At 63.2% G+C, this 14181-nt stretch carries 9 protein-coding genes; 3 read left to right on the top strand and 6 right to left on the bottom strand.

The window, feature by feature from the left end; translation table 11 throughout:
- From M2361_RS11880 to M2361_RS11855, 6 genes are all read right to left on the bottom strand, one after another.
- A partial coding sequence (locus tag M2361_RS11880; protein ID WP_259249197.1) for a retention module-containing protein occupies window positions 1-4352 on the bottom strand: 4352 nt, incomplete at its 3' end.
- A gap of 84 nt (window positions 4353-4436) precedes the next feature.
- Window positions 4437-5093 carry a response regulator transcription factor gene (locus M2361_RS11875; RefSeq protein WP_259249196.1) on the bottom strand — a complete coding sequence of 219 codons (657 nt, stop codon included), beginning with the start codon at window positions 5091-5093 and terminating at the stop codon, window positions 4437-4439.
- A gap of 19 nt (window positions 5094-5112) precedes the next feature.
- Entirely contained in the window at window positions 5113-6534 is a 1422-nt protein-coding gene (locus tag M2361_RS11870) for an HlyD family type I secretion periplasmic adaptor subunit (RefSeq protein ID WP_259249195.1), read from the bottom strand.
- Between the two features lie 7 nt (window positions 6535-6541).
- Complete coding sequence (locus M2361_RS11865; RefSeq protein WP_404976338.1) at window positions 6542-8707, bottom strand: type I secretion system permease/ATPase; 2166 nt, start codon at window positions 8705-8707, stop codon at window positions 6542-6544.
- The gene (locus M2361_RS11860) at window positions 8691-8903 is read right to left on the bottom strand and encodes a hypothetical protein (RefSeq protein ID WP_006218695.1); all 213 of its coding nucleotides are present in this window, start codon (window positions 8901-8903) and stop codon (window positions 8691-8693) included. The genes M2361_RS11865 and M2361_RS11860 overlap by 17 nt, the downstream gene beginning before the upstream one ends.
- A 25-nt stretch (window positions 8904-8928) precedes the next feature.
- Window positions 8929-10446, bottom strand: coding sequence for a TolC family outer membrane protein (locus tag M2361_RS11855; protein WP_259249193.1), 1518 nt, complete (start codon window positions 10444-10446; stop codon window positions 8929-8931).
- A 517-nt stretch (window positions 10447-10963) separates the two neighbouring features.
- Between M2361_RS11855 and leuC the strand changes: the two genes are divergently transcribed.
- Genes leuC through leuB form a run of 3 tightly spaced genes read left to right on the top strand, consistent with a single transcriptional unit; the run spans window position 10964 to window position 14150 of the window.
- Window positions 10964-12367 carry a 3-isopropylmalate dehydratase large subunit gene (gene leuC / locus M2361_RS11850; protein ID WP_259249192.1) on the top strand — a complete coding sequence of 468 codons (1404 nt, stop codon included), beginning with the start codon at window positions 10964-10966 and terminating at the stop codon, window positions 12365-12367.
- A 26-nt stretch (window positions 12368-12393) separates the two neighbouring features.
- A complete protein-coding gene (leuD, locus tag M2361_RS11845; RefSeq protein ID WP_050448627.1) occupies window positions 12394-13044 on the top strand; it encodes a 3-isopropylmalate dehydratase small subunit in 651 nt (216 codons plus the stop codon).
- A 29-nt stretch (window positions 13045-13073) separates the two neighbouring features.
- A complete protein-coding gene (leuB, locus tag M2361_RS11840; protein WP_259249191.1) occupies window positions 13074-14150 on the top strand; it encodes a 3-isopropylmalate dehydrogenase in 1077 nt (358 codons plus the stop codon).
- Window positions 14151-14181 lie beyond the last annotated feature (31 nt).

Below are 14181 nucleotides of genomic sequence, written 5' to 3'. Positions count from 1 at the left end.
TTGTCGGTGGTGATGACAACGGGGTTGGCGGCGCTGGCGCCGGTGACGTCCTTGCCGCCGACGGTGACGCCGGCCACGCCGGCTTCGGCGGAGACAGTCACGGAGCCCGTGACGGTGTTGCCGGTGCCTTCAACTACGCTGTTATGCGCGCTGGAGACGTTGCCGTCGCTGTCCTCGGGGGTGATGACCGGGGGAGCGTCGGTCTGGCCGTTGATGGAGATGGTCAGCTCAGCCGTGGTGGTGTCGCCGTCGGCATCGGTGATGGTGTAGCGGATGGTCTCGGTCAGCTTCTGGCCGTCGTTCAACGCCTGGACAGCCTGCAGGTTGTTGTTGAGCTGATACGACCAGGTGCCATCGCCGTTGTCCACAAGCTTGCCGTACTTGGCGTCGCCGGTATTGATGACGACCGTGCTGGCGTCAGCGCCGAGCGTGTCGTTGGTCAGCACGTTGCCGGTGACCGATGCGGTCGCGTCTTCCGTGACGGAGGCCGCGTCGTCGGTGGCCACGGGTGCAGTGTCGATGATCTGGATATCCAGATTGTCGCGATGGGTCTGGCCCGCGAAGTCGGTAACGACAACTTCGAAGAGATCATGGACGGCGTCGTCGCCGCCCGTGTGATCGTCGGCGCCGCCCGTCTCCTGGTAGGAGTAGGAGATCGTGCCGGTGGCGGCGTTGTAGCCGGTGACGGTCAGGATGCCCTTGTCGGTGGTGATGACAACGGGGTTGGCGGCGCTGGCGCCGGTGACGTCCTTGCCACCGACGGTGACGCCGGCGATGCCGGCTTCGGCGGAGACGGTCACGGAGCCGTTGATGGTGTCGCCGGAGGCTTCGACCACGCTGTTGTCCGCGCTGGTGACGTTGCCGTCGCTATCCTCGGGGGTGATGACCGGCGGAGCGTCGGTCTGGCCCGTGATGGTAATGGTCAGCGTGGCGGTGCTGGTCGCGCCCTGGGCATCGGCAACGGTGTAGATGATCGACGTGGTCGCCGTCTGGCCGTCATTCAAATACTGAAATGCCGTACCCGGATTGAACGAGTAGGTGCCGTCGGCGTTGAGGGTGAAGGTGCCGCCATTGGAGCCGGCGACGGGTTTGCCGACGTCGGCATCGATACCATTGACTTGCGAGACATGGAGGGCGTCGCCATCGGGGTCGCTGTCGTTGCCCAGCACGCCTTCGGTGCGGTGGTCGACGACCAGGATATTGTCTTCGCTGGTCGTGCCTTGGTCATTGGTGGCAACCGGCTCGGGGTTGCCCACCGTCCAGACGAAGGTCTGGGAGACGGTCGCACCCGACTTGTCGGTGGCGGTCACCGTGATGAGGTATTCGCCCTTGACGCCCGTATTGGTGTGGTCGGACGCCCAGTTGGCGAACTGGCCGGTAAACGTGCCGGTGGTGGGATCGAACTTCAGGCCGCCAGGGATATGGTCGACGGAGTAGACCAGGGAGTCGCCGTCGTCGATGTCGCTGAAGAAGCCGGACAGGTTGTAGTCGACGGTATCGCCGTCCATGTTGCTCTGGTTGTCCAGGGCAACTGCGGTCGGCGCGTCGTTCGTGCCGGTGATTTCCACCGTGAGCGTTGCGGTGCTGGTGCCACCTTCGCCGTCAGAGACGGTGTAGGTGATCGCGCTGGTCGTCTTCTCGCCGACGGGCAGGCCTTGGAAGGCCGAACCGGGGTTGAAGCTGTAGGAGCCGTCGGCATTCAAAGTGAACGTGCCGCCGTTGGAACCGGCCACGGCCGCGCCCACGTTGGTCGCCTGGCCGTTGACTTGCGAGACGGTCAGCGTGTCGCCGTCCGGATCGGTGTCGTTGGACAGCACGCCGTTCTGAACATCCACGCTGAGGGCCGAGTCCTCGTCGGTCGCGCCGCTGTCATTGGTGGCGGTCGGGGCGGGGTTCTTGACGTCCCACGAGAAGTCTTGCGAGACCGAGGTGCCGCTGGTGTCGGTAGCGGTGATGGTGATGGCGTAGACGCCGTCTTGACCGCCTTGGGAAGCCGAGTTGTCGAGCGTGCCGGAGATGATGCCGGTCGTCGGATCGATGGTCAGGCCCGGGGGCAGACCGGTGGCGGAGTAGGTCAGCACATCACCGGTGTCCACGTCAGAGAACTGGCTGGAGATATCGACGGGGGTGATGGCCTGGCCGTCGTTGCTGGCCTGGTCGTCCAGGGTCACACCCGGGGTCAGGATCGGGGTGTCGTTGGTGCCGGTGATGGTGACCGTGAGCGTTGCAGTCGACGTGCCGCCTTCGCCGTCGGAGACGGTGTAGGTGATGGAACTGGTCGCGGTCTGGTTGGCCGGCAGGTTGTTGAACGCCGAACCCGGATTGAAGCTGTAGGAGCCGTCGGCGTTCAGCGTGAAGGTGCCGCCGTTGGAGCCAGCAATTGCCGTACCCACGTTGCCCGGCTGGCCGTTGACTTGCGAGACAGTCAGCGTGTCGCTATCCGGATCGGTGTCGTTCGCCAGCACGCCGTCTTGGGCGGTGACGTTCAAGCCAACGCCTTGATTCGTCGAACCGTCGTCGTCGATAGCCGTCGGCGCCGGGTTCTTCACGTCCCACGAGAAGTCTTGCGACACCGACGCGCCGCTCTTGTCGGTGGCGGTGATGGTGATGGCGTATACGCCGTTGTCACCACCTTGCGAAGCCGAGTTGTCCAGCGTGCCGGAGATGATGCCGGTGGTCGGATCAATGGTCAGGCCCGGGGGCAGGCCGGTCGCCGAGTACGTCAGCACATCGCCGGTATCAACGTCCGAGAACTGGCCGGAGACATCGACCGGCGTGATGGCCTGGCCATCGTTACCGGTCTGGTCGTCCAACGTCACATCCGGGGTCAGGATGGGCGTGTCGTTGGTGCCGGTGATGGTGACCGTCAACGTTGCAGTCGAGGTGCCGCCTTCGCCGTCAGAGACGGTGTAGGTGATTGAACTCGTCGCGGTCTGGTTGGCGGCCAGGTTGTTGAAGGCCGAACCCGGGTTGAAGCTGTAGGAGCCGTCGGCGTTCAAAGTGAACGTGCCGCCGTTGGAACCAGCGATAGCCGTGCCCACGTTACCGGGCTGACCGTTGACTTGCGAGACGGTCAGCGTGTCGCCGTCCGGATCGGTGTCGTTCGCCAGCACGCCGTTCTGGGCGTTGACGCTCAGACCCGTGTCTTCATCCGTTGCGCCGCTGTCGTTCGCGGCGGTCGGAGCGGGGTTGCTGACGTCCCAGTTGAACTCCTGCGAGGTCGACGCGCCGGACGGATCCGTCGCGGTCACGGTTACCGTGTAGACGCCGTCGTTGCCGCCTTGGGAAGCGGAATGATCGATGGTGCCGGTGATGATGCCGGTGTCCGGGTCGATGGACAGGCCCGGCGGCAAGCCGGTGGCGCTGAACGTCAGCTTGTCGCTGGTGTCGGTGTCCGAGAAGCGATCCGACACGTCGTAGCGGATTTCCGTTTGCGCGTCGGTGCCGGATTGGTTCGACAGCGCGGAGGACACGGGACCATCGTTGGTGCCGGTTACCGTCACCACGACCGTCGCCGTGGAGGTCGCGCCGCTGGGGTCCGTGATGGTGTACGAGATGGTGCTGGTGGCCGTTTCGCCGACGGCCAGGTAGTCGTACTGACCGCCCGGTGTGAACACATAGCTACCGTCGGGCTGGACAGCGAAGGAGCCTCCAGTGGAGCCCGGCACGCTGATGCCGCCCGGAACCATCGGACGACCATTGATTGACGTGATCGCCAGCGGGTCGCCGTCGGGATCGGAGTCGTTACTGAGCAGGTTGCCGCGGCTTTGGGAGTTCTGGTCGCCGCTGCTGGCGTCATTCAACGCGTTCGGCGCGTTGTTGCCAACCGTGGGCGGCGTTACGGCCGCATCGCCATCATCGCCGGTTGCGCCCGCGCCAGCCGCGCGGGGCAGGGTGTCGTCGCCTCGGGCGGGGTTGGGGTAGGCCAGGTCCAGCGGCGAGGTCGTTTCCAGAATGCGGGCCAGGCGGACAAAACTGCTGCCGCCGGCGTCGCCACCACCCGCCACGATGGCGGCGGTGGGGTCGAGTTCGTCAAACGGGTCGCGGCCGGCTTGCAGGGCGGCCAGCAGGCGGTCGGAATCGGTGCCGGTGGGCGGTACTACGGCGGCTTCGCTGGCATCGGCCAACGGGCCCGCCATGTCGCCGTTCACGGCAACTTCACGGCTTTCTCCGATGACGATCGGCATGCCGTTTTCAACCTGAAGGGAAACCGTGGCGCCCGAAGCCGTGACGATGTCGCTGCCGGCGGGGACTTTGCTGCCTTGATGCAGTTCGGTCAGTGAGCCGTCGCTATTGCGTATCCACGCGCGACCGGAGATTTCATTGACGACTGCGGGAGAAGAGTTGGCCATGTGGGTTCCGTTTCAGGGAGTTATCCAAGATGGCCAGATACTAAAGAGCGCCGCGTCGGCGCGATATTGTCCTCAAGGACAGGTTCAGGAAGGTATTTTGCTGCGCATGTCGGCCGGCGCCGAAATGCCGTGGACCAGCAAAGCGAGCTGAAGGCGGTCAGACACCTTGAGCTTCTCGAAAACGGCGGACAGATGGGCCTTGACCGTGCGTTCGGTAATGCCCAGCGCTTCGGCGATCTGGGCATTGGCCTGGCCGCTGGCGGCGTATCGCGCCACCGTGGTCTCGCGTTCGGTCAACACGCCGTCGTCCCAGGAATACGAGTCCTGGGCGCGTTCCGTCACCAGCTTCAATAGGCGCGCCACCAATGAACGGCCCATCCAGATCCCACCGGACGAAACCACTTCCAGCGCTTGCGACAGGGCGGCGGCGGGCGCATAGCTGTGGCAGTAGCCGTGGGCGCCCGCGCCCAGCACTTGGGTGCCTTGTTCGTCGTTGGGGCTGGGGCTGGCCACCACCAGGTGCAGGCCGGCCACGGCAGGCGCCCAGATGGGGTCCTGCCAGGACGGCAAGCGCGGCACGTCGGTATCCAGCACGGCCAGCGTGCGGCCTTGCTCGCGCCAGCGTTGCAAGTCGGCCAGGCCGCGCCCGCGGGCAGCCAGCCAGCGCGTGGAATCCAGCGTGCGCCAGTGCTGCCAGAGCAGGTCGTCGTGCGTAATCAACAAGACGGGAACAGGTTTCATAAAGCCTTCCAGCTCTCCTTTAACGTTCGGTGAAGGCGTTCGCCTTGGCACGCAAAATCGGCTTGAGCAGGTACTGCAACACGGTGCGTTTACCTGTCAGGATATGAACCTCTGCCACCATCCCGGGGATGATGGGCAATAGCTTGTCGCCCACCGTGCTGCGGTCCGTGCGGACGCGCACCACGTAATAGGAATTGCCTTTCTCGTCGGTGACGGTGTCCGCGCCGATCTGTTCGACCTTGCCTTCCAGGCCGCCATAGATGGCGAAGTCGTAGGCGGTGAACTTCACCTCCGCCTTCTGGTCAGCGTGCAGGAAGCCGATGTCGCGCGGCTGGATACGCACTTCCAGCAGCAGCGTGTCGTCCTTGGGCACGATTTCGATGATGTCCTTGCCCGGCTGCACCACGCCGCCAACCGTGTTGTTGAACAGCGTCTTGATGGTGCCGGCCAGGGGCGCGCGGACTTCCGCCAGCTTCACGCGGTCGGCCAATGCCAGCTTGCCCTGGCGCAGCGTGGCCAGCTTGGTGTTGGTTTCCGACAGTTCGCTACGCGCCTGGTTGCGAATATTGAGCTCGGATTCTTCAAGCTTGCTTTGCGCTTCCTTGATGGACGCCTGGAAGCGGTCGATCTGCGCTTCGGCGCCTTTCTGCTCGCCGCAATAGCGCGCCACATCGCGCTGCAAACGCAGCAGGTCCACTTCAGACACGGCGCCGCTCTTGAGCAGCGGCCGCGTCACCTGCAGTTCCCGCGACGTCAGGCTGCAACTGGCCGAGGCCTGGTCGCGTTTGGCGATGGTCTCGCGCAAGTCTTCTTCGCGCTGCTTGAGCTGTTCGCGCGCCACGTTGATGGTGGCGTTCAGTTCGGTGTTGCGCGCCAGGTAGGCATTGCGTTCCATTTCAACCAGGCCGGGGGCTTGCTTGAGCACCTCTTCCGGGGCAACAAACGGTTCGCCGGTGGCCAGCGCATTCAGGCGGGCGGACCTGGCCAGCAACGACAGGTATTCGGCGTTGTTCTCGCCGAGCGAGGACGCAAAGCGCGTGGAATCAATCTTCAGCAGCGTCTGGCCAGCTTGCACTTCCTGGCCCGGGCGGACCAGGATTTCCTCGACAATGCCGCCGTCCAGGCTTTGGATGATCTGCACTTGGCGCGAGGGCACGACCTTGCCTTCGCCCCGCACGACTTCGTCGATGCTGCCGGTGGCCGCCCAGACGATCAGCAGGAATGTTGCCAGCAGCGCCACCCACAGCAGCACGCGCGAACTGCGGGCCTGCGATTCGTGGATGACCCATTCGGCGTTGCCGACATAATCGGAACGCTTTTCCCGATTGCCCTTGTCGGCGCCGTCCAGCAGCCGATCGAAGAAGAATACGAAGATGTTGCGCAGCTTGCGCCACAAGCCGCCGAACAGGCCGTGCTTGATTTCCCCAGGGTTATTCTGCATGGCGCCCTTAGCTCCCGCGTCCAACGCGTCCTTGACGCAGTGCCTCGACAACCTGCTCCTTAGGACCGTCCGCCACGATGTGGCCGTTGTCGATCACGATCAGGCGATCGACCAGGTCCAGCAGCGCGGTGCGGTGCGTGACCAGCAGGATGGTCTTGGTGGCGCTGGCCTCGCCCAGGCGCTTGCGTAATTGGGCTTCGCTTTGGTGGTCCATGTTGCTGCTGGGTTCGTCCAGCAGCAGAATCGGCGGGTCGTTGATCAACGCGCGCGCCACCGCCACGGACTGGCGTTGGCCACCCGACAGCGATTCGCCGCGTTCGCCGATCACCATGTCAAAACCGTTGGGGTGCAGGTTGGCAAAGTCGGTAACGCCGGCCAGATTGGCGGCCGCCAGGATGCTGGCGTCGTCGGCATAGGGCGCGCCCATGGCCAGGTTGTGCTTCAGGCTGCCGTAGAACAGCGTCGGATCTTGCGGCACATGGCCGATGGCGCGGCGCACGTCGGCCGGGTCGATCTGGCGTACGTCCACGCCGTCCAGCAACACGGCGCCTTCGGTGGGCTGATACAGCGCCAGCGCCAGCTTTTCCAGCGTGGTCTTGCCGGAACCGATGCGGCCGATGATGCCGACCTTTTCGCCAGGCTTGAGCTTGAACGACACCTTTTTCAGCACCGGCTGGGTGCTGCCGGGATAGGTGAACGTTACGTCGCGGAATTCCAGACCACCGTGGAAAACGGGGCGATGCAGGAACTCGGCTTCGGCCGGGCGCTCGATCGGCAGCTTCATGTAGTTGTCGATGGAACCCAGCGATGTGCGCGCGTTCTGGTATTGCATCAACAGCCCGGCTACCTGGCCCAGCGGCGCCAGGCAGCGGCCGGCGATCATCGATGCGGCGATGATGCCGCCCATGGACATGGCGGATTCCTGCGCTTGGTAAACGCCGATGATCACCACGGCGATCGACACCATTTGCTGCACGGCCTGCACAAAGCCCACCGTGGACGACGAAATCAACTTGAGCTTGCCGCCGGTTTGCGCGATGAACTCGGTGGCGCGTTCCCAGTTGCGCTGGACGGAGCCTTGCGCGTTCAGTGTTTTGACGGCCTCCAGGCCGGTCAGCGCTTCCACCAGCGTCGCGTTGCGCTGCGAACTGGCCTGGAAGCTGGCCATGGTCAGCGCCTCCATGCGGGCTTGCGCGGCAAAAGACACCAGCAGAATCAAGACGATGGCAACCAGCGGCGGCAGGATCATCCACGGGGAAATCCAGGCCAGCGCGGCCAGGAACAGCAGGATGAAGGGCAGGTCGACCAGCGTGGTGATCGTGGCCGATGCAATGAAGTCGCGGATGGACTCGAACGAACGCAGGTTGGCCGCGAAAGACCCCACCGACACCGGGCGGCCCTCCAGGCGCAAGTCCAGCACCCGCTCCATGATCTGCGCGGACAGGCGCACGTCGACCCGCTTGCTGGCGCTGTCCACCACATGCGAACGCGCCGTCGACAAGATCATGTTGAAGATGATCACCAGCGTGATGCCGATGGCCAGCACCCACAGCGTTTCAACCGCGTTGTTGGGTACCACGCGGTCGTACACGTTCATCGTGAACAAGGGCATGGCCATGGCGAAGATATTGATCAGCAGCGCGGCGACCAGCGCGTCGCGGTACAGGCGCCGGTTTTCCATGACTGCGGCCCAGAACCAATGGCGCTCGCGCACTTTGGCGACTTCCGGCGCACGGGCGTCGAAGCGGAACTGCGGGCGTACAAAGCACACCAGGCCGGTGTACTGCGCGGCCAGGGCTTCGGGCGTCATCTCGACGGAACTGCCGCCCAGCTCGGGGTGGCTGACCAGGTACTTGCCGTCTTCTTTCTTCAGCAGCAGGCAGGCGCGTTCGCCTTGCAGCAGCAGGATGGCGGGCAAGAGGTCTTGGGAAATGCTGTCCAGCGTGCGCTTGACCACGCGCGCGGAAAGTTGGGCGCGAGCCGCGGCGCGCGGAAGCAGGGCAGGGGTCAGGCGGTGCTCTTCCAGCGGCAAGCCGGAAGACAAGGCCTGGGCCGTGGCCGTCACGCCATGCAGGCGCGTGATTTCAACCAGGCAATCCAAAAGCGGGTCATCGTGCGCCGCGCGAGCGTCGGTGCGCCATTCCCGAGCCGCCGATTCAGATAACTTGTCCATCTTCGTCATCCAGGAGGTCGAGGTGTTCCGAGAGGCGCGCGCGTTGCTGCTTGCGCTGTGAAAGCTTCTGCTGTGCCTGAATAGGCAGGTCCGTCATGCGCAAGGTGCCATTGGCGATCAAGGCGTCGATCAGGTCTTCCAGAACGCGAACAAAGTCCGCGTCCAACTGCGAAAATTCGTTGCCCTGGGGCGTCATATGGCCTCCTTGCGTCCTGCCGCCATTACGGCTTGGCGTTGGATACGTTCAGCGGCACGAGCGTGGGCGGCAACGTGCCTTCGTTGTATTGAACGCGCACCGGGGCCAGGCGGGCAGAGTCGGGAACCGTCGAGTTGCAAAGCTTGATCACTTCGTCGGTTACTTCCAGCTTGCCGTTTTCCTCGGGCATCTCGTTGCGCGCGGGTTGCAGCGTCAGGGCGGGCAGCAGCGTGTGCGACAGCGCCAGCCAGCGATACTGCGCAAGCTTGAGGTCATACAGACCGTTGGTCAATGCGCGGCGTGACTCAAACAGCTCGTTCTCGGTGTCCAGCAAATCCAGCAGCGAACGCTGGCCAATCTGGAACTGTTGGCGATACGCATCGCGCACCTTGGTGGTGGCCACTTCGTGGTCACGCAGGAAGGGCAGCTTCTGGCTCAGGCTGGTGATGTTGTTCCAGGCCACGGCCAAGTCTTGCTGCACGTTGCGGCAGGTGTAGTCGCGGATGTCGCGTGCGGCGTAGGACTGTGCGGCCGTCTGGCGCACGCGGGCCGAGTCGGCGCCGCCGCGGTACAGGTTGTAGCTCATCACTACCTGAACGCTGGAGCTCTGGATGTCGCGGTTTTCGGGGGTGGGGTCATTCTGGTCACGGCCCGAAGACGCCACGAATTCAAACTTGGGCGAAAAAGCGCCCTTGGATGAGGCGACGCCCGCTTGCGCGGCTTGCAGCCCGGCCTGCTTGGACAGGAAGCTGGGGTTGCGGCGCAGCGACTCGTTGAAGTCACCCGGCTTGACGGGCAGCTTGCCGGTGACGTCGGGCGGCGGTTGCATGGCTTCAGGCGGGAAGGCACCGGTCACGCGCTGGAAGCGCTGTTGCACGTCCAGCAAATTTGCAGTCTCGGTCATCAGGTTTGTCTGAGCCAGGGACAAGCGACCACCTGCCTGTTCAAGGTCGACCCGGCGGCCAACGCCCGATTCCGTACGTTCGCCGATTTGCTTCAGCGTTTCTTCGTGCAGCGAATAATTCTGGCGCGCCAACAGTTCCATGTCGCGATAGCGCTGCAGGTCAATGTAGGCCTGCACCGCCGCGAAGGCCGTGTTGTCGCTGGTGGCCAGCACATCATAGAAGCGGGCCAGTTTGTCGAAACCGGCTTGCTTGACGTCGTTGCTAGTGCGGAAGCCGTCGAAAATCAATTGGCGCAGTTCAACGGTGTAGCCAGGACGGCTCCAGCGTTGTGAGCCCACGTCGGGCACGTTGCTGCGATATTCCCGGCCCAGGTAACCCTGCGCGTTGATCTGCGGGAAGAACGCGGCACGGGCAACCGACTGGCCTTCCAAAGACGCCTGGAAGTCGTGGTACTTCGCCTGGATCTCCGGATTGCTGAGCAGGGTCTGCTCCACAATCTGATTCAGCGTCACTGCGGGTGCGCTGGCAGAGGGCACAGCGGCAGGGGGAGCAGCGGGCGCGGAAGTTTGGGCAAATGCAGCGGGAACAAAGGCCAGGGCAAAAATCGTAGTCGTGCGTTTGAGCAAAAACGAAGCCATAGTGATTATTCGCGGGTCAGGTTGGGATGAATGGCCGCCATGTTGTATGTAAATGTCATATTCGACTAGTCAAGATTTGTTAAGTCTTGGTATTTAACAAACAGCGGTCCATAACTTATCGTCGCGCAACATCACGTAATTTGACTGAATTTGCACGAACTACGCAGGTTTGTTTTACTATCGCTTTTATTAATACGGTTTATTACGCATTATTTCGAAAGCTATGTGTCCTGAGTGAAACGGGATTATATCGGCTTGATAATTGTGTATCTATTTTATTTACATCTATTGTGTGGCGGATTAACTTCATTCACCCACCAAAAGTATGAGACCGCACAGGGCTGAAGGGAGACGTAGCAGCGCATCATGGTAGTGGTGGTACTAGTATGTATCGTGCGCTTGTACTAGGTTTGGAGCGTGGGCATAATTCATTCATGCCGCAGTGGCCGGCGCGGGAGCGATTTGCTTTTCAACCGCGTGAGGCTCAAGCCGGATTGTCTATTTGCAGAGCGCATCCATGGCCCAAACCCTTTACGACAAACTCTGGGACGCCCACATCGTCCACCAGGAATCAGACGGCACCTGTCTGCTCTATATCGATCGCCACCTGGTGCATGAAGTCACCAGCCCCCAGGCGTTCGAAGGCCTGGCCATCGCCGGGCGCAAGCCGTGGCGCACGGGCGCCAATCTGGCGGTAGCGGACCACAACGTGCCGACGCTGAATCGCGCCCAAGGCATCGACGACCCCATCTCGCGCCTGCAAGTGGATACGCTGGACGCCAACTGCGAGAAATACGGCATCACCGAATTCCGCATGAATGACCTGCGTCAGGGCATCGTGCACGTGATCGGACCCGAGCAAGGCGCAACGCTGCCTGGCATGACTGTCGTCTGTGGTGATTCGCATACCAGCACGCACGGCGCGCTGGGCGCCTTGGCCTTTGGCATCGGCACGTCCGAGGTCGAGCACGTGCTGGCGACCCAGACGCTGCTGATGAAGAAAGCCAAGAGCATGCTGATCAAGGTCGACGGCGACTTGCCTTTCGGCTGTACGGCCAAGGACGTGGTCCTGCACATCATCGGCATCATCGGTACGGCGGGTGGCACGGGCCATGCCATTGAGTTCGCCGGCAGCACGATCCGCGCGCTGTCCGTGGAAGGGCGCATGACGGTGTGCAACATGGCCATCGAAGCCGGCGCCCGTTCGGGCATGGTCGCGGTGGACGACAAGACCGTCGACTACTTCCGTGGCCGCCCCTTCGCGCCCTCGGGCGTGGTGTGGGACCAGGCCGTCAAGTACTGGCGCACCCTGCACACCGATGACGGCGCCAAGTTCGACACGGTGGTGGAAGTGAACGCGCGCGACATCAAGCCGCAAGTTACCTGGGGCACCTCGCCTGAAATGGTGCTGCCGGTGGATTCCCGCGTGCCGGACCCCGACCGCGAGAAAGACGACGTGCGCCGCAGCGGCATGGAGCGCGCCTTGCAATACATGGGCTTGAAGCCCAACACGCCCTTGACCGACATTCGCGTCGACCGCGTGTTCATTGGTTCGTGCACCAACTCGCGCATTGAAGACCTGCGCGCGGCGGCTGCCGTGGCGCGCGGCAAGCGTGTGGCGTCCAACGTGCGTCAGGCGATGGTTGTGCCGGGTTCCGGCCTGGTCAAGCAGCAAGCCGAACGCGAAGGGCTGGACAAGATCTTCATCGAAGCCGGTTTTGAATGGCGCGAACCGGGCTGCTCGATGTGCCTGGCCATGAACGCCGACCGCCTTGAGCCCGGCGAACGCTGCGCCTCCACGTCGAACCGAAACTTCGAGGGCCGGCAAGGCCAGGGTGGGCGTACCCACCTGGTCAGCCCCGCCATGGCAGCAGCCGCCGCCGTCGCCGGCCATTTCGTCGACGTCCGCACGTTCCGTTAAGCGATCACGCACCGAGTACCGACATCATGCAAGCATTTACCACTCACGAAGGCCTGGTGGCTCCGCTCGACCGCGAAAACGTCGACACGGACCTCATCATCCCCAAGCAGTTCCTCAAGTCGATCCAGCGCACCGGTTTCGGCCCCAACCTGTTTGACGAGCTGCGTTACCTGGACCACGGCGAACCCGGCATGGACAACAGCAAGCGTCCGCTGAACCCGGACTTCGTGCTGAACCAGCCGCGCTACCAAGGCGCATCGATCCTGTTGGCGCGCAAGAATTTCGGCTGCGGCTCCAGCCGCGAGCACGCGCCCTGGGCGCTGACGCAGTTCGGCTTTCGCGCCATCATCGCGCCGTCGTATGCCGACATCTTCTTCAACAACAGCTTCAAGAACGGCCTGCTGCCGATCGTGCTGTCCGAATTGGAAGTGGCCCGCCTGTTCGACGAAGTCAAAGCCTTCCCGAACTACAAGCTGCAAATCGACCTGGACCGCCAGGTGGTGATTGCCGCGGACGGCCGCGCCATGGGCTTCGACATCGAACCTTTCCGCAAATACTGTTTGCTGAACGGATTTGACGACATCGGCCTGACGCTGCGCCATTCCGACAAGATCCGCGCCTTCGAGGCCGAACGCCTGGCCCGCCACCCGTGGCTGGAAAGCCGTCCCATCGCCTGAACCCATTCTGATCACAGGATCGCATTTAAATGACCCACAACATCGCAGTCTTGCCGGGTGACGGCATTGGACCGGAAATCGTCGAGCAGGCCGTGCGCGTGCTCAAGGCGCTGGACGTTTCCTTCGACATCAAACAAGCCCCCGTGGGCGGCGCCGCGTTCGACCAGTTCGAACACCCGCTGCCGCCGGCCACGCTGAACCTGGCCAAGGAATCGGATGCCGTGCTGTTTGGCGCCGTGGGCGACTGGAAGTACGACAGTCTGCCGCGCGAATTCCGCCCGGAACAGGCCATTTTGGGCCTGCGCAAGGCGCTGGGCCTGTTCGCCAACCTGCGTCCCGCCATTCTGTATCCCGAGCTGGCCAGCGCTTCGTCACTGAAGCCCGAGATCGTGTCCGGCCTGGATATCCTGATCATCCGCGAACTGACTGGTGACATCTATTTCGGCACGCCGCGCGGCGTTCGGTCGTCGCCCGACGGCGTGTTCGCCGGTGAACGCGAAGGCTACGACACCATGCGTTACGCCGAATCCGAAGTGCGCCGCATTGCGCGCATCGGCTTCGAATCGGCCCAGAAGCGCAACAAGAAGCTGTGCAGCGTGGACAAGGCAAACGTACTGGAAACCTCGCAATTCTGGCGCGACATCGTCATCGAAGTGGCGCGCGAGTATCCGGACGTCGAGCTGTCGCACATGTATGTCGACAACGCCGCGATGCAGTTGGTGCGCAACCCGCGCCAGTTTGACGTGATCGTCACCGGCAACCTGTTCGGCGACATCCTGTCGGACGAAGCGGCCATGCTCACGGGTTCGATCGGCATGTTGCCGTCGGCCTCGCTGAACGCGGGCGGCCAGGGCTTGTACGAGCCCAGCCACGGTTCGGCGCCAGACATCGCGGGCCAGGGCATCGCCAACCCCTTGGCGACGATCTTGTCGGCCGCCATGTTGTTGCGCTATTCGCTGAATCTGGCTCCGCAAGCCGACCGCATTGAAGCCGCCGTGCGCCGCGTGCTGGCTGACGGCCTGCGTACCGCCGATATTTTCGAGCCGGGCACGACGAAAGTCAGCACGGCAGGCATGGGCGACGCAGTACTGAAAGCCTTGGCCTGAATACCTGGCAAGGGGTAGCGCCCTTGCGGCG

The organism is Achromobacter sp. JUb104 (assembly GCF_024806975.1).
GTDB lineage: Bacteria > Pseudomonadota > Gammaproteobacteria > Burkholderiales > Burkholderiaceae_B > Achromobacter > Achromobacter spanius.
Note: the sequence above shows the minus strand (reverse complement) of the source record. Positions and strands in the feature narration are given on the sequence as shown.